Source organism: Halolactibacillus sp. JCM 19043 (assembly GCF_001310395.1).
Taxonomy (GTDB): domain Bacteria; phylum Bacillota; class Bacilli; order Bacillales; family Amphibacillaceae; genus Halolactibacillus; species Halolactibacillus miurensis.
Genome location: NZ_BAXD01000021.1, coordinates 13,144 through 37,306 on the forward strand (window position 1 = coordinate 13,144; position 24,163 = coordinate 37,306).

At 37.8% G+C, this 24,163-nt stretch carries 21 protein-coding genes and 2 pseudogenes; all 23 read right to left on the reverse strand.

Translation table 11 applies throughout. The annotated features are described in order from the left end of the window. Positions 1–16 precede the first annotated feature (16 nt). A complete protein-coding gene (locus JCM19043_RS10445) occupies positions 17–2,374 on the reverse strand; it encodes an ATP-binding protein (protein ID WP_062322331.1) in 2,358 nt (785 codons plus the stop codon). Beyond that, the gene (locus JCM19043_RS10450; RefSeq protein WP_062322333.1) at positions 2,337–2,873 is read right to left on the reverse strand and encodes an AAA family ATPase; all 537 of its coding nucleotides are present in this window, start codon (positions 2,871–2,873) and stop codon (positions 2,337–2,339) included. The genes JCM19043_RS10445 and JCM19043_RS10450 overlap by 38 nt, the downstream gene beginning before the upstream one ends. Beyond that, positions 2,863–4,074: a DNA repair exonuclease gene (locus JCM19043_RS10455; RefSeq protein ID WP_062322335.1), complete on the reverse strand. Its 1,212-nt coding sequence runs from the start codon at positions 4,072–4,074 to the stop codon at positions 2,863–2,865. Before JCM19043_RS10455 ends, JCM19043_RS10450 begins: the two co-directional genes overlap by 11 nt. 458 nt (positions 4,075–4,532) lie before the next feature. Then, positions 4,533–5,798, reverse strand: a complete 1,266-nt coding sequence (locus tag JCM19043_RS10460) for an ABC transporter permease (RefSeq protein ID WP_062322337.1) — start codon at positions 5,796–5,798, stop codon at positions 4,533–4,535. Further along, a pseudogene (locus JCM19043_RS10465) lies at positions 5,791–6,692 on the reverse strand (ABC transporter ATP-binding protein). The gene JCM19043_RS10460 and the pseudogene JCM19043_RS10465 overlap by 8 nt, the downstream one beginning before the upstream one ends. Positions 6,693–6,770: 78 nt before the next feature. Next, positions 6,771–7,025: an HPr family phosphocarrier protein gene (locus tag JCM19043_RS10470; protein ID WP_177220639.1), complete on the reverse strand. Its 255-nt coding sequence runs from the start codon at positions 7,023–7,025 to the stop codon at positions 6,771–6,773. Between the two features lie 70 nt (positions 7,026–7,095). After that, positions 7,096–8,058: a DNA-binding protein WhiA gene (gene whiA / locus JCM19043_RS10475; protein ID WP_062322341.1), complete on the reverse strand. Its 963-nt coding sequence runs from the start codon at positions 8,056–8,058 to the stop codon at positions 7,096–7,098. Positions 8,059–8,065: 7 nt separating this feature from the next. Further along, the gene (gene yvcK, locus JCM19043_RS10480; RefSeq protein ID WP_062322344.1) at positions 8,066–9,043 is read right to left on the reverse strand and encodes a YvcK family protein; all 978 of its coding nucleotides are present in this window, start codon (positions 9,041–9,043) and stop codon (positions 8,066–8,068) included. Between the two features lie 2 nt (positions 9,044–9,045). Then, entirely contained in the window at positions 9,046–9,927 is an 882-nt protein-coding gene (rapZ, locus tag JCM19043_RS10485; RefSeq protein WP_062322346.1) for an RNase adapter RapZ, read from the reverse strand. Positions 9,928–9,941: 14 nt separating this feature from the next. Further along, a complete protein-coding gene (locus tag JCM19043_RS10490) occupies positions 9,942–10,400 on the reverse strand; it encodes an 8-oxo-dGTP diphosphatase (RefSeq protein ID WP_062322348.1) in 459 nt (152 codons plus the stop codon). Positions 10,401–10,834: 434 nt separating this feature from the next. After that, positions 10,835–12,130 (reverse strand): uracil-xanthine permease family protein, encoded by a 1,296-nt coding sequence (locus JCM19043_RS10495; protein ID WP_062322351.1) that lies wholly within the window; start codon positions 12,128–12,130, stop codon positions 10,835–10,837. A gap of 48 nt (positions 12,131–12,178) precedes the next feature. Further along, entirely contained in the window at positions 12,179–13,429 is a 1,251-nt protein-coding gene (locus tag JCM19043_RS10500) for a hypothetical protein (RefSeq protein WP_062322353.1), read from the reverse strand. Between the two features lie 214 nt (positions 13,430–13,643). Beyond that, complete coding sequence (locus tag JCM19043_RS10505; RefSeq protein ID WP_062322355.1) at positions 13,644–14,750, reverse strand: ring-opening amidohydrolase; 1,107 nt, start codon at positions 14,748–14,750, stop codon at positions 13,644–13,646. Positions 14,751–15,467: 717 nt separating this feature from the next. Further along, on the reverse strand, positions 15,468–16,418 hold the full coding sequence (gene trxB / locus JCM19043_RS10510) for a thioredoxin-disulfide reductase (RefSeq protein WP_062322357.1): 951 nt from the start codon (positions 16,416–16,418) through the stop codon (positions 15,468–15,470). Between the two features lie 79 nt (positions 16,419–16,497). Then, positions 16,498–17,541: a lipopolysaccharide assembly protein LapB gene (locus tag JCM19043_RS10515; RefSeq protein ID WP_062322358.1), complete on the reverse strand. Its 1,044-nt coding sequence runs from the start codon at positions 17,539–17,541 to the stop codon at positions 16,498–16,500. Between the two features lie 78 nt (positions 17,542–17,619). After that, positions 17,620–19,191 (reverse strand): FAD-dependent oxidoreductase, encoded by a 1,572-nt coding sequence (locus JCM19043_RS10520; protein ID WP_062322360.1) that lies wholly within the window; start codon positions 19,189–19,191, stop codon positions 17,620–17,622. Continuing rightward, positions 19,181–19,674 (reverse strand): annotated as a pseudogene (locus tag JCM19043_RS10525) (DapH/DapD/GlmU-related protein). Before JCM19043_RS10525 ends, JCM19043_RS10520 begins: the two are co-directional and overlap by 11 nt. Continuing rightward, entirely contained in the window at positions 19,647–20,315 is a 669-nt protein-coding gene (gene ppaX / locus JCM19043_RS10530) for a pyrophosphatase PpaX (RefSeq protein ID WP_062322362.1), read from the reverse strand. The pseudogene JCM19043_RS10525 and the gene ppaX overlap by 28 nt, the downstream one beginning before the upstream one ends. Before the next feature lie 8 nt (positions 20,316–20,323). After that, a complete protein-coding gene (locus JCM19043_RS10535; protein ID WP_062322364.1) occupies positions 20,324–21,253 on the reverse strand; it encodes a nucleoside recognition domain-containing protein in 930 nt (309 codons plus the stop codon). Between the two features lie 81 nt (positions 21,254–21,334). Then, a complete protein-coding gene (locus tag JCM19043_RS18860; RefSeq protein WP_231631504.1) occupies positions 21,335–21,712 on the reverse strand; it encodes a prolipoprotein diacylglyceryl transferase family protein in 378 nt (125 codons plus the stop codon). Further along, complete coding sequence (gene lgt, locus JCM19043_RS18865; RefSeq protein WP_231631505.1) at positions 21,649–22,164, reverse strand: prolipoprotein diacylglyceryl transferase; 516 nt, start codon at positions 22,162–22,164, stop codon at positions 21,649–21,651. Before lgt ends, JCM19043_RS18860 begins: the two co-directional genes overlap by 64 nt. A gap of 32 nt (positions 22,165–22,196) precedes the next feature. Further along, a complete protein-coding gene (gene hprK / locus JCM19043_RS10545; RefSeq protein WP_062322367.1) occupies positions 22,197–23,147 on the reverse strand; it encodes an HPr(Ser) kinase/phosphatase in 951 nt (316 codons plus the stop codon). A gap of 103 nt (positions 23,148–23,250) precedes the next feature. Beyond that, positions 23,251–24,150 (reverse strand): aminotransferase class IV, encoded by a 900-nt coding sequence (locus tag JCM19043_RS18205; RefSeq protein WP_197274798.1) that lies wholly within the window; start codon positions 24,148–24,150, stop codon positions 23,251–23,253. Between the last annotated feature and the right edge of the window lie 13 nt (positions 24,151–24,163).

A 24,163-nucleotide genomic window follows, 5' to 3' on the forward strand; every position in this document is an offset into this window, starting at 1 on the left:
ACTTCTTGAAAAGATACTATTCGACTTCTAAGTCAATGACTTGGTAATCGGTTAGTCGCTCTTTAGGTGCTGTCGTGAAATAAAAACTTTGACGCTGTTCTTGACTTAAATAATCAAGCAACCGTTTTTTACGTCCTTCATCAAAATGAACGAAACTATCATCAATAATAAATGGCAAATCAATGGATTGATTTAAAACCATCGCGACTCCTAACCGAATCGCAATCACTAGCTGATCTAGTGTGCCTTGTGATAATTCCATGGCAACCAACTGACCTTGTCCATGCGTCACAAATAGTTGCTTGGACACATCGTCATAATCAATCGAGTGATAGCGATTGTTGGTTACCGCCCTAAAGACCTCGCTTGCTTTATCTAAAATACCAGGCAGCATCGATGCTTGAAACAATCGCTTTGTTTTAAGCAGTTGTTCATAACTTATTTTATACATTAGCCACTCATTTGCTTGTTGATTAAACGCCTCTCGTTTCATTTGGAATTGATAGTGTAAATCCCGGTAACTTGTCGAGGACTCCATTTGTTGCTTTTCCGCTTTCAACGTGGCCAGTTGTTTCATTATCGACATGTGTGCATCATCAAGTCGTTGCTTCTTATCCTCATGTTCATCGAGGTACTCTTTCAGTAACCGTTCATTTATCAGTGGTTCAGAAAAAATAGACTTTAACGCACGAGGCGAAAAACGTAGCTCTAACTTTTGTTTCATCTCACTTTTTTGTTGTATCATTTCTTTATAGTGTATGACTTTTTCATGTTGAGCAATAAAAGCTTCAAAATCCTTCACATGATAGGCATCATATGCCTCAGCTAACGCATCAACAACTGGCATTAATGTCGCTTCTATTTGTTGAGCCTCATCTTCTAACCCTCGTAATTCTTCGGTTAATTCAGTATGACGCTCGCGGGCATGTTTATGTTCATCATATTGATGACGTACTAGCTTCAGCATGCCTTCCATTGAGGTTTGTTCGGTAATGTCACACTGATCAATTATTGATTGTTTAAACTGTTTAAGCTTTTCTTCACGCAATGTTAGTGATGTTATTAATGTAGCTTTTTCCTCTAAAAGACACTTTAACTGATAGACACTTGCCAACACTGCACTATACCTAGGTTCAACTACGTGACTAAGAAACGGATATCGGCCTTTAAATCTATCTATATTTCGAGAAACATGTGTTTTTCGTTCTTTTTGTTTCTTTATTTCTTTTTCTTTTACCTCCACATCTCTCGTAAAAATTAGCCAATCACGTGTTAACTCATCTCTTTTTCTTTTAGCCGTTTCATCCCTAGTTAAAACCTGATAATAGTGCTGTAACTGATTTTCTTCTTGTTGTGTTGGTACTTCTCTAGCTGACACCTTAGGTCGTTGCTTCACATATATCAGACTAACTAAACTAATCATATATACCATCATTAAACCGATAATAATGAATGGTTGAAAGCTATTCATCACATAAAGAGCAATGAAGGTCATAATTAAGACACCCGAGGCAAGACTAAATACCGGTAGTAACTGCTTAGGTGTAATAGCCCTGTCATGCTTACGCTTTAATGATTCGATAGCATCTTCTATATCCTGACGCTCATAATCATTTAATAGCGCCTCTTCTAATTGATGCCGTTCGTACGAAAGACTATCTCCCTCACTTAGCAGTAATTCCAGTTCCGCTTGTTTAGATGTTAGATCGTCATCTAGTTCTTTATACAGCGTTGTCATTGTGTCCAATTCAGCAACATTTTCTTTAGGTAAAGCTAACTGTTGGACCATCTCATCATCCAGTTGTAAGCCTATGTTTCTCTTTTCGTCCTGTATAGCTGTCATGACACGGTCAAGCTCTGTCTTTGTTTGTAAAAATATGTGATGCTGTTCACGCCAGTATGATTCATGATCGTTAATGGTTGATAAAAATTGATAAAATGAGGCTTCTCCCAAGCGTGTTTGACTGTCTTTTATTTTTTCCTTTTTACGTTCAATCAGTTGTTGTTGATAGGACACTTGTTGTAATAGATCACGTTTCTTTTCATGCCAGGCTATGACGTCAGCTTTATTTATTTCTCGCTTTACGTGTGGCTTACTATGCTCTAAGAGGTAACGATTTGCTACTTGGTAATTTTCAATGATGTGATACAGTTGTTGATATGTCTGATAAAAAAAGAGCTGTTGTTTAACTTCATCGATATCATCATGTAATTGGTCGATTGACTTTTCTATTTCTTTGATGTCTTGTTCAAGCACGTGATAACCTGATTCTTTTTCTTTTAGTTCTTTTAGCTGTTTCTCCATCGATTCTAATGTTTTGAGTTGTTGGTTTAACTCAGGATTCGTGCCAGCCTTTTTTAAACAGGCGCTCAAGTGCTTTCTTTAATTTTTTTTCGGTCCGTTCAATCGCATCAGTCCCTGACATACTAAGAGATAACAATAAGTCACCTAATTGTTCCGGCGAATCTGTCTGTTCTTTTTGAATGGACAACACATCAAAATGAAAAATACGGTCAAAGAATTCTCGGTTGACTCGTTGAACGTATTGACTAAACACATCCATTGGGATGTCATTCTCTTGTTCATCTTTAACGAGTAATTGATGGTTTAACTTATCCGTTCGATATAAGGTAAAGACTTTATCGTCACATTGAATGGTTAATTCGCCACCAAAGAAATGATTCGGTTGATAATTAAATCGTTCTAACTCTTGTTTTGTGAGGCCCACGAGCATATACGTCAGAAAGTACCGCACGTGTGTTTTACCTGATTCATTTTGACCACTAATCACAATTAAGCTCTCACGATTTATCTCATATGTTTTATTGACTAATTTTCCGAACTGATAGATAGTAAATGTGTTAATCCTCATGTACGTTACCCCCAATCAGTTGGTAATACAGATAATGAAAAGCCTCATCCGAAGCAGAAGCTAATTCATCCTTTGTTAGTGCATCTAGGAATCGTCTAGCTCGTTGATGTTGGAACAACTCATCGACATATGACACATCGCTTGCTTCCTTAAACTGATGCGTTAACGTTTGAAAGAAAGGATCGTGCTTATGTAATGTGACAGGCGGCTGTTTAACCACAAGGTCTATGAAATAACTTTGATCATCATTTTCCTCATTTAGTAACTGAAGTACGTCATTAAAACCTTGTGCGTGATACAATGATATCAATGTATCCGTGGGATGATAAATCTCAATAGCTAACATCGACTCTGCATCCTGCTTTTCTAAACACTCCCGTAACGTATGAATAAGGTCATCAACCGTATAAATAGAGGCACCATCTATTTCGAGTGTCTCAAAACATACACTTTGAAGTGAGTGGAAGGTAAAAACTGTGCCAGTCTCTGTTAGTTCAACTAAGAAGCATCCTTTCTCACCTGTTTCTTTTTTTGAACCCCCTTGAATATTACCTGAATAAACAACGGGTGGGTTATCGCTGAGTACTTGTCGTTTATGAATATGACCAAGTGCAAAGTAGTCAAAACCAAGTGATTTTAACCAGTCTAGTTGAAATGGCGCATATGTTTCATGTTCAGTTGATGCCCCAACACTACCATGCAGCATACCTACTTGATAATCACATGTATGATCGATTGAAAAACCACGAGAAAGATCATCTGTCACATGACGTGTTTCATAGCTGAATCCTTGTAGTTGAACCGTGGTTCCTGATGAATTTCTATATGTAAATGATGAGATCTGTTGCTGATTAAATACGTGCACATGTTCTAAATAATCAAACGTCATCTCGCCTGTTTGATGATAGTCATGGTTACCAAAAGAAAGATAAACATGGATGCTGTGCTGATTTAATTTTTCTAGTGCTTGCTTAAATTTCACTTCAGCAAAAATAGTCGTACTTGCTTGATCGAATATATCTCCAACAATGACCACAAAATGAACCTTTTTTGTAATCGCTAACTCAACTAATCGGTTCAGTGCTAAAAAAGCGCTATGTTTCATTTTTTCTACTTGTTTATGTCCGAGTTTAGATAAACCAACAAACGGTCGATCCAAATGTAAATCAGCACTATGGATAAAGCGAATCGTTTCTTTCATCCTTTTCACCAACTTTCTTATTACTTCTTTTATTTTAACAGAGAACGCACGTTTCTCCCATTCATTCCTGCCATTAATTTAGTATGCATACTGTTAATTTTTCGAACACCATTGATTGACTTAACGTACACTTCGTTTATGCATATAAATCCTCCATTATTTATTTGAAGCGTTAAAAACACTATGGTTTAAATATATCGCTTTACTACTTTTATCGATCATATTTAAAACTTTAAATATTACATTATTAAATTAATCTCTCCCCCTTAAGCAATGACCACAATGGCGTCCCTCATGTTGGCATAATCGTTGACCCATATTCCAATGCTCAACTTTGCTTTCAGACGTCATTTATTATTTGGGTTGTCCCTAAATGATGAGCACATATTTCATGACATGAAAAAATAAGTGCGTTCTCTTTATTGAGTTACAGAGAACGCACTTATTTATATTTTTTACTATTTGCTCTTCTTACTTAAATGCATGACTTGTTTTAAATCTTTCAACTTAAATCCACCGCCGTACATTAATACACCACCACGGTATACTTTTGCGCCGACATAACCAAGAATGAAAATTGTTACTAGTAAAATACCAATGCTTAACATAACTTCATAAAAAGGAATGCCGAGAAGCCCTACCCGTAAAAACATCACCAGTGGACTAAAGAATGGGATATAAGACATCACCGTAACTAACGTTGATTCCGGTGATTCTAATCCAAACATCGATACCATAAAGGCAATAACGATTAAAATAATCACTGGGAACATTAACTGACCAACGTCTTCCATTCGACTAACCAGTGAGCCAAGCATTGCTGACAATGTCGCATATAATAAGTACCCGAGTAAGAAAAAGACAAGCGCATAAACATAAACGGACACATCAATATCACTAAAACCGAAAACTTCAAAGAAATCACCCTCAAAGTCACTTGCACGTGTTTGAATCACAAAGAATCCTGTCGCAATAAGTATCGAGATTTGCGTTAAACCAAGTAAAGCAATCCCAATAATCTTCGCAAACATTTGTGAAACTGGACTGGAACTTGAGATTAATATCTCCATAACTCGTGATGTTTTTTCATTCGCGATATCAGTCGCAATCATTTGACCATACGTAATAACCGCAAAGTATAACAAGAATAGCATTACATAGACAAGCCCGCGTGCGCCGCTTATTTCTTCTTCAGTTTTTGATGTCGTACCATCTGCTTTTTCAATAGCTTCTAATTGGAATGACACGGGTGAATAGATAGACTTCAAGACTTCACCATCAATACCCGATTCCTCAGTCATCACCATTACTTTTAGTTGCTGCAGAAGTTCATTTACTTCATATTCAATACTATTATTTAAGACATCTTCTAAGCGAAGTGTCGCGGTGAATGGTTGAGACTCATCATTTGATAAGGTTAATACACCATCAATTTCACCTTCTAATACCGATTCATTTAATGACGCGACACTTTCTGTAGTCACGTCATATTGCAGTGTTTGACTTTCCATATTAGATAAGTAATCGCCATAAAGATTTGTCTCATCAACAACTGCCACCGTCGTGACTGATGGTTCTTCATCAGAATTAAATAGTTCAATAATACGGTCAATATTACCAATCGCAAGAATAAATACTAAAAATAATGCCGTAGTTATTTTGAAAGATTTTGATTTAAATCGTGTCATATATGTTTGTGATAAAACGACCCAAAATTTATTCATAAGACTCACCAACTTTCTCAATAAAGATGTCATTTAAAGATGGTTCGAGTAAATCAAACCGCTTGATAAAACCATCACGCACGATGAGTTCTTTTAGAATGGCTTGTGAAACGACTTCATCATTAATCTGTAAGCGACATCCTTCTGCCGTTTCAGCATATTTTACAACACCAGGAACCTCTTTTAAGAAATTCAAATCCATATCTGCGTGAATTAAGACGTTTTTCTTGCCGAATTGGCGCTTAATATCTTTTAGTGCCCCTTGAACAACAGGCTTACCTTTAACCATAATACAGAGCGATTCACAGAGTTCTTCTACCGTCGACATTTGATGAGATGAAAAGACAATGGTTGTCCCTTTATCTTTCAGCTCAATAACTGCTTCTTTTAATAATTCTACATTGACTGGATCAAGTCCTGAGAACGGTTCATCTAAAATAAGTAATTTAGGCTGATTAATGACCGCTGAGATAAATTGAATCTTTTGTTGATTCCCTTTTGATAATTCTTCTACTTTTTTCTCTTTATAATCAGGAATTTTAAATCTATCTAACCAGTAATCTAATTCTTTAATGATTGACTTTTTTCCATCCCTCTCAACCGTCCCAGATAAATCATTTGTTCTTTTACTTGCATCTTCGGATACAGCCCACGTTCTTCTGGTAAGTACCCAATTGAATCAGTGATACTGTAATCAATTTGACGGCCATCCCAACTGATATTACCCTTTGTTTCATCAATCAATCCTAAAATCATTCTAAAAGTGGTGGTTTTACCTGCACCATTTGCGCCAAGAAAGCCAAAAATTTGATTTTCATTGATTGTAATGGATAAATCATCCACGGCTGTAAACGTACCGAATTGTTTCGTCACATTATTAATATGTAATGCCATTGTATTTCCTCCTCTACTACCCATTTATTATAAAAAGCAACAGTACCTCTAGTGGTATTGTTGCTTTTAGTCTTGGGGTTAGTTGTCTTGTCGTAAAAAATCGCCGAGTGCTTGGATAGCTTCATCACTGTCGCCACCTGTTGCTTTTAGTTCAATAGTATCACCTTTAGCAATCGCTAAACTTAACAGACCCATAATGCTTTTCGCATTCACACGTCGTTCACCTTTCGTTAAGTAAATTTCCGATGAAAACCGATTCGCTGTTTGAACAAAGCTGGATGCTGGACTCGCTTGAAGACCAGGATTGACATTTACAATACACTTCATAACCACTCGCTCCTTTAGACAAAGAATCAATTATTTTTACAACAGTTTCATTATACGCTATTTATTGTAACTTATGTTAGTGAGTTTCGGACTGTTTTTGAATCGGATACTCTCCACGTAATTGATCAGCAAATTGATCAATCTTCTTTAAACGGTGATTGACACCTGATTTACTGATGGGTGATCCACTAACAAGTTCTCCTAATTCTTTTAACGAGACTTCTTGGTGGTCAACTCTTAGTCTTGCAATTTCTTTTAACTTATCAGGTAGGGCTTCTAGACCGACGGTTCTTTCAATAAAGCGTATATTTTCGACTTGTCTAAAGGCTGCTCCAATCGTTTTGTTTAGGTTAGCCGTCTCACAGTTCACTAAGCGGTTAACTGAATTACGCATATCCCGAATAATACGAACATCTTCAAACTTAAATAGCGCATGATGTGCACCAATATAATTTAAAAACTCGGTGATTTTTTCAGCTTCTTTAATATAGGTAATATATCCGTTACGACGTTCAAGTGTACGCGCATGTAAATCGAAGCCGTTCATCAATTTTTGCAAAGCATCATTATGTTCTTCATAACTATTGGCAATTTCTAAGTGATACGAAGATGTTTCTGGATTATTAATTGACCCTCCCGCAAGAAAGGCGCCACGTAAGTAGGCCCGTTTACAACACGTTTTCTTTAAGTACTGTTTAGAAATTGTTCGAACGAAGGTAAATGGTTCTTTTAAAATCGCTAAATCTAATAAAATATCTTTTGCGCCTTCTTCTATTCTTACAATGTAGACATTGTTTTTTTTCAATTTCATTTTTTTACGTACAAGCAATTTGATAGGATGTGGATACAATGATTTTATGAGTGTGTAAATACGTCTAGCAATCGCAGCATTTTCCGTCTGAACATCAAGGACATACGTCATTCGAGCAATAGATACGGCACCATTCATTCGAATCAAGGCGGCAAGTTCAGCTTCTTTACAACAATCATTGTTATCAATTTGCGTCAGCTCTTTTTTGATTTCTGAAGCAAAAGACATAAGACATTCACCTTTCTAATGGATCACAAATACCAATAAGGCCGCATAATATTTTTGCGACTTTATCTTTATCATGTCGCAAGACATGATCGTGATCAGTAATAATATTTCCTTCAATTATTTCTAAACCAAGCGTTTCTAATCGTTCTTTATCATAGACGACTGGCTTTGCCTGTTCTTCTAAATAACGATCTAGTATATCTTGACTAAACCCTTCACTATGAACCAAGATTGTATCTATCACACCTTCACCTACATGTTCTAGTATGACCCTGGCGTGGTCATATGCGGTAAAGCCATCAGTTTCCCCACTTTGAGTCATCACGTTACAAACATAGACAACCTCTGCATCTGTGCGTCTTAAAGCATCTGCTACTTGCGGAACGATTAAATTCGGTAACGTACTCGTGTATAAACTCCCTGGTGAAATAACGATAAGGTCTGAAGCGATAATCGCTTCCATTGCTTCCGGGAGCGGTTCAGCTGTTTCTGGTTCTAAAAAGACCCGGTGAATCGGCTTATTAGCCTTTGGAATATTTGACTCACCAACAACAATCTCACCGTCTTTCATTTCTGCGCTAAGAAATAAGTTTTGATTGGCAACAGGATAGATTTGACCTTTCACGTTAAAGACCTTTTCAATTTCTTTAATTCCTAAGTAAAAATCTCCTGTGACAGCTGTCATTGCCGCTAAGATTAAATTACCCATAGAGTGTCCTTTTAAGCCTTCTTCACCTAAATCAAATCGATGCTGGAGTAGAGCTCCCATCATCGGTTCAACTTCAGATAAAGCGGCAATAACATTTCGAATATCTCCTGGTGCTGGCATGGACATTTCTGTTCGTAACCGTCCAGATGATCCCCCATCATCTGCGACAGTTACAATGGCTGATAAATCAATCGGGTATTTCTTCAATCCACGTAAAATAACTGGCATACCTGTGCCACCACCTAGGACCGTTACTTTCTTTAGATGTTCTTCCATCTTTAATGCCCTTTCCGCTTATCAATATCACGGTGGGAAACATGCGTCGTATATTGATCTGAGAAGTATTTAGCGACATGTTCTGCTAGAGCCACTGAACGGTGTTGGCCGCCAGTACAGCCGATGGCAATGACGAGCTGAGACTTACCTTCTTTTTTATACTGGGGAAGCATAAAACTAAGCAAGTCTAACCACTTATCGACAAACTTTTGTGTTTCTGCCCATTTAAATACATAATCCCGCACGTCAGAATTTAATCCAGTTTGAGGCTGCAAGTGTTCCACATAATGTGGATTTGGTAAAAAGCGCACATCAAAAACTAAATCAGCATCAATTGGCATTCCATATTTAAACCCAAATGACATTGTATGAACAGAGAAGATTTTTTGCTCAAGCTCTCCATACTTTTGCACGATTTTTTCGCGCAATTCCTTCGGTTTCAAATTCGTTGTTTCAATAAAGTGTTGAGCACGCCCACGTAGTTCACTTAACAATTGGCGTTCCTTTTTAATCCCCTCTAACGGTAAACCCTTTGGTGAAAGCGGGTGAGAGCGTCTCGTTTCTTTGTAGCGAGACACAAGTGTTTGATCTTGGGCATCTAAAAATAATATATGCTCATCAATCCAGGTTAAGTCTGAGAGCGTATCTAAACTTTCAAATAAAGTATCAAAAAATTCGCGCCCTCGTAAATCAATCACAAGTGCAACTTTATTGATGTTATTCGACGCATCTTTCATTAATTCTAAGAACTTTGGTAATAAAGCAGGTGGCAAGTTATCGACACAGTAGTAACCTAAATCTTCAAAACTTTGAACCGCTACAGTTTTACCAGCGCCACTCATACCTGTAATAATAACAAGTGATGTTTCCTTTGGATTCGTCATCTCTTTTGCCTCCTCTAATTGTCTTGGGTTTTAAAGCTGATTAATTGATCCTTTTCATCTAGCTCAAATTGCGCATAAAGGATGCGATCTTGTTTCAGCGTATAATCATGAATAATCCGATCGCTCGGGGCTGTAGGAATTATTGATACGTCATTAAGATCAATCCATTCTAACTCACCTTCTGGACACTCTTCTACAAGCGTCCCCTCATAGCCTTTCACGACAAAAGTAAACATCATCCAGTCATCTTTTGGTGGTTTAGCCGATGGTTTATTTATGTTAGCAATACTCATAATTTTCGGGTTCGTTATTTTTAAACCTGTCTCTTCATACACTTCTCTTATCACTGCTTCTTGAACAGTTTCATGCGGTTCCATTTTTCCACCTGGCATCGCATACCAACCATAACGTGGTTTTTTTAGTAACAGAACTTTATCCTGATCTATAATTAAACAATTAGTGACACGCTGCATATTGTTCACTCACTTCCTTTTAACACTCTTTCTTCATTATAGCAAAACTTACAGTCGCAATCGATTGTTTCCACTTAAAAAATTCAATTCTCTCTTACGTTAACTTTTAACTGTAGCATATTAAATATCTTAACCCAAAAAAACGACAGGCCATCTTGGTACATTCAAGAAAAAAATCCACAAAAAAAAAGACGCAGAATATAAGCAAAAGCTCATATACTGCGCCAATCATTTTCGTATATTAAAAGGGGGGTTAATTACTTAATTATAGTATACCCCACTTGTTTTGCAGTTTGATTACAGTGAGATTAAGAACAGGTAAATTATTTAATCAAATAAGCACTATAAGTGTACGATATTACTTTAGCTCACTTAAGTTATCAGCTAATATACGACTTTACAACATTTTTTTCATATCAAACAACAGCAATCCCTTACTGATCTGACTCAGGAAGTATAACATTTAAAATAATAGATGTCACTGCAGCAGGAACAACACCTGACGTAAGTACAATTTGCATGTTAAGAGGCAATTGTTGTGTTGCTTCAGGTACAAGATTTAAACCCACTCCTAAACCTAGAGAAATCGCAATAATTAACATATTTCTACTATTTAATTTTATTGTTTGCATCAGGGATATTCCCGACACTGCTACCATGGAGAACATAGCTATTGCCGCACCGCCTAAAACAGGTTCTGGCATAACCGATATAATAGCAGAAAACTTTGGTACAAAAGATAATATCAATAAGATAAATGCACCTAACTTAACAATATATCGACTGAAAACCCCCGTTAAACTAACGACACCAACATTTTGAGTATAGGATGTATTTGGAAACGAATTAAATAGTGAGGCTAAGCTACTCGACAGACCATCAGCCATAATTGCCCCAGACATCTCTTCATTCGTTGGTTCTCGTCCTTCTGCCCCTCTAGTCAGTGCTGAGACATCACCTAAAGTTTCAATAGAGGTTGCAAGATACATAAAGATCATCGAGAAAATAGCTACAGGTTCAAATTTCCACTGAAACTGATAAGGTTTAGGAAAAGAAAGCCAACTCGTCTGTGTAATCGCTGAGAAATCTACCATACCTAAAAAGTATGACATAACATACCCAACAACAATCCCCAATAATATTGATGATGATTTTAAAAATACATGTGAACTTTGATGAAAAATAATAATACTTATCAGCACGACTAAGGCAACGAACAAATTCCTTAAACTACCTGTATTTATACTACCTGCTGCTTGGGTTATACCAACAGGTATAAGCGTTATACCTATAGTTAGTACAACGATAGCATTAACTAGCGGTGGAAAAAACCGTTGTAATTTGTCTAAATATTTACCTATAAAAAACTCAACAAGACCACCGATAAAAGCAGCACCAAATACAGCACCAATCCCAAAATCTGTTGCAATAGCCAGACTTGTTGATATAAAAGCGTTACTCGTGCCCATAACGAGAGGCAAGCGAGAACCAATGCCTCTATTTCTACTAATTTGAATGAGCGTTGTCACACCTGACATTAGTAAAGCTGATTGAATTAATAACGTTGTTTGAGCAGCAGATAAATTTAATATTGATGATATTAATAATGGCAGTGTTGCATTTGCTGCAAACATAGCCAGTATATGCTGAAAAGCTAAAGGAACAGCTTTTTTCAAAGTTGGTTGATCATTTATTCCGTATATAATATCTAAATCTGATTCATTACTCATTTTAACACCACCTGATCAGTACAGTCTAAAATATAATCATATTTCAGACTATACAAATATGACCGCCACAATCATGACAACAATTAGCATGCCGATAATAAACTTAGCTTGATCTTTTATTATTGTCATTATATCTTTATTAAAACCATCCGCTAAGGCAGCAACGTTAATTTGTACTGGACTGACTTGTGTTCCTAATCCGGTTGCAATCGCTACAAATCCCATTGCCTCAGCTGGTAAACCAAGAACTGCTAGTGTCGGTAAAGTTAAAGTAAGTACACCTGCAGCGAATGCACCGGATGGTATGGCGATTAAAAATGCCAATATCATAGCAACTGGTAAGACTAAAAATTGAGGTACTTGACTAGCTAAATCAGCAATTTGTTCGAAAACACCTAATTCAGCAACAATATTAATAAAACCTAAGAAAATACCTACAGAAAATAACGTCGTTAAAATAAATCTAGAACCATCAATTAAAGCTTCACTCGTTGAATCAGAATTTAACGGTGTTAATAACACTGTTAGTATAGCTGTAAAAATGACAGTAGTGATTGGTGTAAATAATGTTATACCCAAAACACCATTTAAACTTGAACCAGCTACAACCATCAACAATAGAGCAATTGATGGAAGAGCGTATTTAATTAATGTTAAACTTTTAACATCAGCATATTGGTCTTCTTTTTCAGTTGAACCTACTAATCTCCCACGTTTATAAACCCCGTAAATAGCAAGACCTATCGCTAGCAAGTAAAACCCTATAACATATGGAAGCATAATCGATGCGTGTGCTGTGACTTCTATCCCAGCACTTTCAGCTGTTAGAGCTGTTTCAGTTGATGCTGGTGATGTTGTAAAACCTATAGCAGATATTATTGCCATAGCTGCAATCACTTCTGGTACTGCTCCTACAGCCGCTGCCATTAAAGGTGCTGTTACCATAGTATTCCCAGCACCCATACCGGCCATATATGTAGCTAAACCTTGAATTAATACAATAATACCGGCTAAAATACCGAATTTTCCTTTTAATGATCTTTTAGCTAATTCTATTAACGATTGAATACTGCCAGCTTTTGATACCATGACAGCTGCAGATGCATAAAGAATAGGTACAGTAATTCCTAGCATATTAGAAATACCACTAAGTACAATACCAGATGCTTCAGGAATTGTTATGCCGCCAATTAATAAAGCGACCACTCCTCCGGCAAGACCAGCAATTAACATGTGTTTTCTCATAAATAGAAGGACTAAAATAATAATAACTGGGATTAAATTAACTAGTAAACTCAAATTGAACACCTCTATTTCATTTTTTAGATAAATCACTGCCTAATCATTGATTGACTATAACTCCAATTTGAAATATTGTTTGCCTCAGAACTACCCACTATTAGATATGACAAAGAAGAATGATTGCTTTAAACACACACGAAAACTTGCAGGAAATAAAGTAAGAGGGTATTGTCTTATACCCTCTTATTTATTATTCTTACTGATACAAATATTACTTTTCAATAATGACAGATATAGGGCCACCACCTGCAGGTCCTTGGTGCTCTGCCCCACCAGACACATAAACCATCGGATCTCCTACTATAGAAGCAATGACACCATTTACAACAGCTCTCGCCTGTCTTGTATGATTGATATCAGAGTCCGTTAACATGGTATTACGTCTACCTCTTACTTCACCATCAGGAGAAGCTTCTGCCTTTGCTAGAACGTTAACAATTTTACTTTTTTGTTGCTCTGTTGGTAGCCCGTCTATATCAAGGCCACTATTTTTAATCGCCTCTAATACACTATTAAGGTCAATAGCATCCTTCATCACACTGTGACCAATAGCAAATTTACTAACCGACTTTTTAGAATTACCCATTAAAATAACTTCACAATTAAGTAATTCGACCCCGGCTGATGTCGAGGCAACTGATGAGTATAGCGACCAATCATTTAAAATTGACTGTTCATCTATTTGTTCTTTATCTACCTCACCAAGAGCTGTTGCTACACCTAATGCAGATGCGCCTCTTGAGTAACCCATTGATTTGTATGTATCATCAACAACAACAGATTTTCCTCTTCTTTTCGCATCACTGATTCGATCGGATGTAAGTAGTGGACATTTAATTTGAACAAAGTGAACATCCTCGTTGTTCTCTATCCCAGATTCTTCTATTAAATTTTTAACAACCCGTTCAACTTCTTCAACCATTGTTAATGTGCCAATCTCTTCTGGTAAGAAATCACGCGTGAATCCTACATTTGCCACAAGCCCTTTTTCTTCAGACTCTTCTTTGTTCTCAACCTCTTTTCGAGTGAATATCATAGCATGTGGTGTCATAACACCTTCAGTACCACCTGACATGACAAACGCCACTTTACTTGCAACAGTCTGCTCATCTACATGCATTTTTTTTGCTAAATAGTTTTTAAAGACAAAAGTAGAAAAACCTCTTGTGAAGTCATTTACGCAACCATTACCTTCTGTTTTAGCCAAAACCGCTATGACGTCTTCTGGGTTTATTGCTCCACTGGTGATTAATTTATCTAGCTCGGTCATATCATCCGGTGCAGACATTTCAATTTTGTGAACGTTTACATCAATCATATTAATTTCCTCCTTAAAATAGATACAGTTCAAATTATCACGGATGGTAACGCTTTCTTTTCGTGACGTTTCCTTTTAATTTGATATACTAAACTTAACACTCACTCTAACACTATTCATTGTGTAAAAGTGCTAAAAAGAATTTTATATTTTTAGCAAGTTTAGCTGTTTTTATTTTGATGATACAAGCCATCTAGCCTAATCAAAAACAAGGTTTTTTACTATTTTTATTTTTTATGAGGAAAAATGACGGAATCTTTCTACTGAGGAAAGTCGAATAGAATGCGCGCCTCTCTTTGAAGCGTTTTTTACATGAGTAGACAAGGTCAATGGCTGTCATCATCTTTACTTGATCGGGCTATTTCGTGCAAAAAAATAAAAAAGCTCAGCTAACGAATACTCTATTAGATGGCGACTGACACTTATTTAATGATTTAGCAGATCGCAGCATATATCCTCTCGTTATGAACCTAGTATTTTTCAACGAGCACTGCCGGTGCTTAGTTGAGCGTCATCAGTTTATCAAACCTTCATTCTATAAATTATCCTTGCTGTCTTAACATGTAAATAGCCTTTGCTACAATGTTAAATGCAGCAAAGGCTATTATGGTATCAACCTATCCGGTTGATTAACGTATATAAAGTGTTTGACTTGATTAGTAGTGTCATCTCGTTAGAACGCACTGAATGAACGTGCTCAAGTACAGATGACATTTACTATATTTGTTTTGCTAATTCCTCTTCTAATTCTTCAATATAGTGTTGAGCATTTTGTCCTGCAATACTACCGTCACCTGTCGCTGTGACGATTTGACGAAGTGTTTTCTCACGAATATCACCGACCGCAAAAATACCCGGAATGTCTGTTTCCATTTGATCATTAGTTGGAATATACCCTTCTTCATTGGTAATACCAAGTGATTCAAATGGTCCACTAAGTGGCTCAAGACCAATATAAATAAATACACCATCAGCTGTTTTTTCCGTTACTTGATCAGTATGAACGTTTTTCAATGTCCCTGAACCTACTTTACCATCTTTTCCATTGATATCCGTCACAATCGTGTCCCAAATGAAATCCACTTTTTCATTTTTAAAGGCACGTTCTTGTAAGATTTTTTGTGCGCGTAATTCATCACGGCGGTGAACAATAGTAACTTTCTTAGCGTAGCGCGTGAGGTAAACCCCTTCTTCAACAGCCGAGTCACCACCACCGATAACGATGAGTTCTTTATCTTTAAAGAATGCCCCGTCACATACTGCACAGTAAGATACACCACGTCCTGCTAATTCTTCCTCACCTGGAATACCTAATTTTTTATATTTAGCACCCGTTGCGATAATGATTGTTTTTGTTTTATACTCTTTGTCGCCCGCTTTTACTTTTTTATAACGGTGACCATCAATAATGCTTGTAATGTCACCATAAGCATATTCTGCCCCAAATTTTTTCGCATGTTCAAACATTTTGTTTGATAGATCTGGACCTAAAATACTTTCATAACCTGGATAGTTTTCAACATCTTCGGTATTGGCCATTTGTCCCCCTGGAATACCGCGTTCAATCATTAAAGTATCTAAATCGGCGCGAGAAGCATACACAGCAGCTGTCATACCAGCTGGTCCTGCACCAATAATAATTACATCATAAATACGTTCTTCAGTCATTTTCACGTCAATCCTTTCTGTTTTAAGATTTAAATCGTAATGATTATGAGTGTACCTTTATATACCCATTATGGTATATTTATTTTCTTTCGTCCACTGATCTGCTCATCCGTTCTTCTAACCAGGGCGCCGACTTACTTCGCAGCTGTTTGTGACGTTGTTTTGCTTCTTCAAATAAAGCTTCAGCCTCAACAACGTTACCACTTCGATAAAGCGCTAATGCATAGTAGGTATAGTAGTCGACATGGTGTTTAACCGTCCGTTGTTGCAAGCGACTAAAGCGATGGATTGCTTCATCATTATACCCCGCTAAGGTATAACCAATGGCTACTTTAAGTGCTTGTTCCTGTTGCATCGGATACACCCCTTCAAAACAAGCAACCATGTCTTTTACTTTATCTAATTGACCTAGATCGTGATAGAAAAACATTAAATTAAAACGAGATTGAAGTTGGTTTGGTTCAGCGATAAGAGCGGCCTCTTCTTCAGTTAAAACCGTTTCCTTTTCACCATTAAAAAAACGGGCGAAACGTGATTGAAAATGAAACAAATCATATTCTGGGAATAACTCAAGAGCTTCTTCTAAGATAGCTGTCGCTTTTAGATAATCTTTCTGTTGTAAATAATAAAAGGCGGTTTCTTGATACATCAACAAATCGTCTTCATCTTCGTCTTCAAAGAAATCCATTTCTTCTTCTAACGTTAAATCTAAGATGGTAATCAATTGCTCAGCTTCTGAATAAAATTCCCCATCAGGATCTTTTTCCATATAAAGCGTGGCATATTTTTGTGCCTCATTTAATAGACCTAAATGGGCATAGTTATTCGCAATTAAATAATAGCTATCGACATAGTCATCACCATGTGTCTTAATGACATCACTCAGAATTTGATTTGCCGCATGATACGCACCGATTTCGGTATAGATGATTGACATTTGTGACGGATAAAGCGCTTCTAATGGGTCAATATCTTTGGCTTTTTTTAAATATTTTAAGGCTAAATCAAACTTCCTTTTATAAAAAGCTTCAACGCCTTTTGTAAAGAAAAAATCTCCATCATGAATGAATGGAATAATATTTTTAGGTAAGGTTGGGTTTGACATCTCATTTTCCACAGTCATTTAATACCCCTTCTAAACAGATTGTGTTCTTTCACCGTAAGTATAGCATAGACACAGCGATTCTCACACTATTTATCATCAATCAAATTGGTGACGTTCCACCATAAATTGCTTAACTTCCCGCTCATAGTAAGACCGTTCCTCTTTTGTCCAGGCCAGACGATATTCAAGAAATCGGAGGATTTGAAAAGTAATGGCGCCGTGTATCGTATAATCAAACACACCTAAACGTAAACGCCGCTGAAGAAAGTCCGATGCTTTATATACCCCTTCACATTCGACAGTATAGAGAAGCTCCATAAACAATCGACTAGGAATAGGATAATGAATCATTAAGCGATCGACGTCGCGACTTAACTGTTCTAATTGGCTTTGTTCCACTTGATATTTATTCATCAGTTGAATCATACTAATATCTTCATTTAAACTATACACCGTCTCTTTTGCCACATCTGTTGATACAACGCGTGTTCTCGTATCGGATCGTTCGTACAAAATAGCCGACTCTGCTTTAAATTGTTTAGTCACCTCATCGCCAACTTTTTCAGCATACTGTCGATAATTTGAGACTGGACTGCCAATCGCGGTGATTACGTCCTGACTTGACTTATAAAAATTAAACGGTGTTTTTTCGGCATTAGTATCGACTTCTTTCGTTGTTCTAAACGTGAAGATATGATTTGTATCCAACGTAACCTCAGGAAACACACGCTCGATTTCTTGTTTCACTTCCAAAAAAACAGCTTTAGTTGAGAGCATCTCACCGTTCGGACGAACCGTACTCACAAGCACACCCTGCTCCCTTGGAATCAGTGAAACAGTATAAGGATACAAGCCTTGTTTAATGATGACTGGAAAATCAAGTGTGAACACCGATGAAGGTACCAGCCATTGGTATTTTCGTCTAGGTGTTAACGCAAAGGAAGGACTGGCTTTATTTTGAAGGCGTTCGTGCAAATCTAAGCTAGCTAAACCAGTCGCGTTGACAACTTTTTTAGCATAAATGACATGCGTTTCTCCTGTGATTTGATCTTCTACAAACACACCACGTAAGGCGTTGTCTGATAGATACATATCCGTCACCATCTGATAATTGATTGCGTCTGCATTTAAGGCCACACTGGCTTTAATTAAATCAATCGTTAACCGTGCTGTATCGACAAATGGGAGGGTTGTATGTGTGATTGTCCCGACAGTTTCAAATTGCTTTTTTTGCGCCATTGATAACTGAACCGACGCAACCGGTTTATCTAACGCACGTTTATTTAATAGTGGCCATAACCGCTTTTTAAGTTCTGATGTCACTGGTACGTCCTTAGCCACCAGTTCAATGGCCGGTATGAATTGAAACGCCTTTCCAATGTTTTGATTCAACTGGTGTAATTCTTGTTTTTTTTGTTTAGACAACGTTTGAAACGTATTTTTATCATAAACGAGTAAATCAAAACTTTCTGATGCTCCTGAGGCGTAATCATTTTTCTCTATTAATAACGTCTTTAATCCACGCATCTGTAAATCAAATAAGATGCTGGCACCTGTTAAACCACCACCTATGACAATCACATCATACGTTGTTTCAAGAAGCTGTCGCATGGTCTCTTCTCGATTTGTATTCGTTAACTTCACCGCAATCCCTTCTTTACTCTCCATCTATTTTTGTTTCAGTAATCATAACTGGATTACCTTTCGCAAAGGCATAAGCTGGTATATCTTTAGAAACAACGGTTCCTGCGGCAACAATGGCACCGTCGCCAATGGTCACACCAGGTAAGATTGTACAGTTCGCACCGATCATCACCTCTCACCAATGGTGACATGACCTAATCGGTACTCTTTAATTAAATATTCATGTGTAAGAACCGTTGTATTGTATCCAATAATACTATTATTTCCTACTGTAATACGCTCAGGAAACATAAGATCGACCATCACCATTAAGGCAAAAGACGTTTGTTTCCCTACACGCATACCTAGGAACGTCCGGTAAAACCAATTTTTCACTGGCAAAATCGGCGTGTATCTTGCAAGTTGAATGACCACAAAGTTCTTCATCACTTTAAAAAATGGGACCGTTTGATAGAGTTGCCATAAACTATTGGGTCCTTCTACTTTGAACCGTTCTGTTTGTCGCATAGTTCCACCTCAAGAATGGTTAACAGATCTTTCAACTCTTCTAACATATAGTCAGGCTTAAAACGTTCTAAAAAGCCTTTTCCTTTTATTGTCCATGCCACACCTGCTGTTTTGGTCCCGGCATTTTGTCCTGCCTCAATATCATGTGAATTATCACCAACCATTAGTGCATGCATCGGTGTTTCACCAAGTGCGTCTAGCGCTTTTAATACAGGCTCTGGGTGCGGTTTAGCATGTTCAACTTCATTTAAACCGATAACGACATCAAAATAAGGCGCAAGACCTGTCATTTCTAAACCGAGCCTAGCTGTATCTGTCATTTTCGTTGTCACAATCGCTAATTTATAGCCTAACTCATGTAGACGTTTGATTGTATCTACTACCGTAGGATACGCTTTAACATAAGTTTCGTGTTCAGCAATGTTATGTTCACGATACGTGTCCATCATGGCCTCTGCTTGTGTCGCGTCTACACTTGTCAAGCTTTCAATTAATGGCGGCCCGATAAACGGTAAGATTTCTTCTTTCGTATAGTCTTTCCCTGTATGTTTTTTTAATGTGTGTGTAAATGACGCGATAATTAATTCATTTGTATCAATTAATGTTCCGTCTAAGTCAAATAATAATGTGTTAATCATAATACCCTCCGCTAAATGTTTTGTTTATTTGTTTCAAATCGTGTCCAGATAATACTTACAATACGAGTTAGAGTGACCGCTGTCAATAAGCGAATGAAAAAGAGTGGGAGTATGGGAATGCCAAGCGGAATAAATATCAAGGTATCCTCCACCACCGCATGACAACTGACAAGAAATATAAAACTCAAATACATGTCTTTTTTCTCTACGTGATCATCTTTAATCGCCTCGACCATGACACCTGCCCCAAAAGCGAGACCAATCGTGAGTCCAGCAACTAACGTCATCGCCGCGTTACTTTTAATCCCGAGTAACCGTGTAAACGGAGAAAGCCATTCTGTCAAAACATCGAGCCAACCTAAATCACGGAACAGCTGCATCGCGATCATAAGTGGTACAACAATCATCGCTAATCCCCATACACTATCAAAGGCGGTCGTGAATGCATGGATCATAACATTAACGACACCTGACACTGTTTCTTCCTGTACCTCTTCAAACGAATACTGTGCGAGTGTTTGTTCAAAAGGCACAAAATGGTGAATCGTGAGAGCTGAGATGAGCGCTAAACTTAACCGGATAAGAATCACAATGTACCAACGCACGCCAACCTTAACCGCAACGGTCGATTCGACAAACAAGTTGTGTGCAAAACTCAACATCACAGCTAAAATGAACACTTGTTTGACAGTAAATTCAAAAGAAATAATGGCCGCAATGCCGGCATATAAATTTAGTGAAAATCCTAACACAAGTGGCACGCTTGCTTCACCGGGTAGGCCGATTCCACTCATCAGTGGCTCAATCACGTCAATAAAGAAGGGCAAGACCGGTGTATATTGTAGTAAAGTAATGATCAATGTAATAGGAAAAATCACCTTACTTAATGTCCACGTCACACGCAGCCCTTTATTTAAACCTCTTGTTAAAATTGTCTTCATCGTTTCCCCCAAAGCTCTTATAATCTTTTTTTACCATTTTACCTTAAAAGAAACCTGTTGAAAAATCAACAGGTTAAAAGGTTATTTGCGCTTCTTGCCATTGTATTGAACGGTGACCCAATGCTTCTTCGGATTAAGGTACATCAGTACGAGACTGACAATAATTAACACAATCGAAATAAGTTGCGCTGTTCTTAAGTTACCAACAACATATAAACTATCCGTCCGCATGCCTTCAATAAAGAAGCGGCCGACTGAGTAACCCATCACATACGTTAAGAAAATATCCCCGCGTAACGGATTGACGCGACGCAGATATATAAGCAGCGCGAAAATGATTAAGTTCCAAACAGACTCATATAAAAATGTCGGGTGGTACAGCACACCATCAATCGTCATTTGATTTTCAATAAACGACGGTAAGTATTGTAAAAATGTATCGTAAGCCCAATCAGACACTGGGCACCATGTGCTTCTTGATTCATGAAGTTTCCCCAACGGCCAATGGCTTGACCGATAATAATACTCGGAGCGGCAATATCCGCAAGTTTATAGAACGGGATACCACGCTTTTTACAGAAGTAATAAGCAAAAATCACTGAACCAATGAGGGCTCCGTGAATGGCGATCCCGCCTTCCCAAACCGCAAACGGTGCCCACCATTCACGGTCTGAGTAGCGATCCCATTCAAAAATAACATAATACAACCGGGCAGATACAATCGCGATTGGCAACGCCCAAACAATTAAGTCGGTGAATGTTTCATCTTTCAAACCAAGTCGAACACTTTCTTTCGTCGCAAGGACGAGTCCGAGGACAACCCCGGTGACAATAATAATCGCATACCAATAAATCGTAATCGGCCCAATATCTAAAAAGATAGGGCTTAACGCTTGATTTAAACTAAACACATGTGTTCCTCCTAACAGCTAATGACACCTAATTAAAACTCTTTATTTTGTTCTAAGTTATGTTTTTCCGATTCAATTGTTTCAGCCAGTCGTGCTGTGAATTCTTCCGCGGCGTTTAAACCTAATCGTTTCAAGCGGAAATTCATCGCCGCTACTTCTATAATAACGGCGACGTTACGACCAGGACGCACAGGAATCGTCGCTTTTGGAATTTCTACATCAATAATTTTGAGTGTTTCTTCTTCCATTCCAATCCGGTCATATTGTTTCTTCTCATCCCAATTTTCTAAATTAATCACATAATCAATTTCTTTATGTGAACGCACCGCACTTGCACCGAAGAGCGTCATCACGTTAATAATACCTAACCCTCTAATTTCCAGGAGATGTTCAATGAGTTTAGGACTTGTCCCGATTAAACGATCATAGTCTTCTTGTCTAATTTCAACAGAGTCATCTGCGACTAAGCGGTGACCGCGCTTCACAAGTTCTAGTGCCGTTTCACTCTTACCGACACCACTCTGCCCCATAATCATAACACCAACCCCGTGAATATCAACAAGGACACCATGAATGGCCGTAAACGGCGCAAAGCGGGCTTCTAAAAAGTTTGTTAACCGACTGACGACACGCGTCGTTTTATACGGTGAGCGTAACAATGGGACACCTTTTTCATTACACGCTTCGATAATTTCTTTCGGTATATCCATTCCTCTTGTAATCACAATACAAGGGGTGACTTTCGAACAGAGCTTTAATGACCGGTCTTTTCTTTCTTCAGATGTTAATTCATTAAAATAAGATAACTCCGTTTTCCCTAGAATCTGTAATCGCGCTTTCGGATAATATCTAAAATAACCAGTAAGTTCAATACCTGGTCGTGAAATATCACTCATTATAAATTCACGATCAAGTCCGTCTTTTCCAGCGACTAGTTCGAGTTTAAACTCGTCTAATAAATCTTTTGTTTGTACTTTAGCCATGGTGAATCCACCTTCTCTCTAAATGTTCACTTTCGAATACTTCTCATACGTATGCTCTATGCGTTGCCATTCTTTATTGTAGCACGAAATAGCCCGGCAAGCATTAACTATGCGCTGACTTCATCGATACTTCCACCATACCTCTCACACTGTTAGTCAGATATACTTTTTCCGACTCTTTTAAATCTCTTAAAGTTAAGACTTTTTCAGTCACTTCCCCTTTATCAAGGAGCGTTTCACGATAAATCCCGGGTAGACACCCTGAGGACACCGGTGGGGTGTATAAGACACCATTTATTTGAAGAATCACGTTCCCAATCGTAAACTCGGTTAACTCGTTGTCTTCGTTATATAATAACGTTGAAAAGTTGGTCGGCCCGCTTACTTCACACGCTTGATAATGCTTACGGTTTGTTGTTTTATAACGACTGAATAGATGATTTTTAGCGATGGGTTGTTTCGCTAAATAACAGATGACCGGTGTTGTCAATTCTTTTATTTTAAGCACATCAACGGATAAATGACCGGTCTTATCAACGAGCCATCTTACCTTATATTGTCCCGTTGGATAGTTGATTTGAAGTTGATGTTTCGCCTGTTTGATTTGTTGTAAATCAAGCGGATAACCGAACACCTCTGACGCTCGTGTTAAGCGATTCATATGTTGACTAAACCGCTGCAGGACACCGTCCTTTAAACAAAAGGACTCTAAGAGGGAAAAATCGTGCGTGTCAATATCCAATACTTTCGCCTTCGTGTGAACTTCATCGTATTCAGCGGTGTCAATAGAATCCCACGTAATCCCACCCCCAACGCCATACGTTGCTTCATGAGTGAGCTCATTAATCGTAACGGTTCGAATCGGTACATTAAAAATCGCTTCTTTATTAGGTGTAAGATAACCAATGGTGCCGCAATAAACACCGCGAGGAGATTCTTCAAGTGCATTAATATAAGACATCGTCTTAATTTTAGGGCCCGTAATCGATCCACAAGGAAACAAGGCACGAAACCAG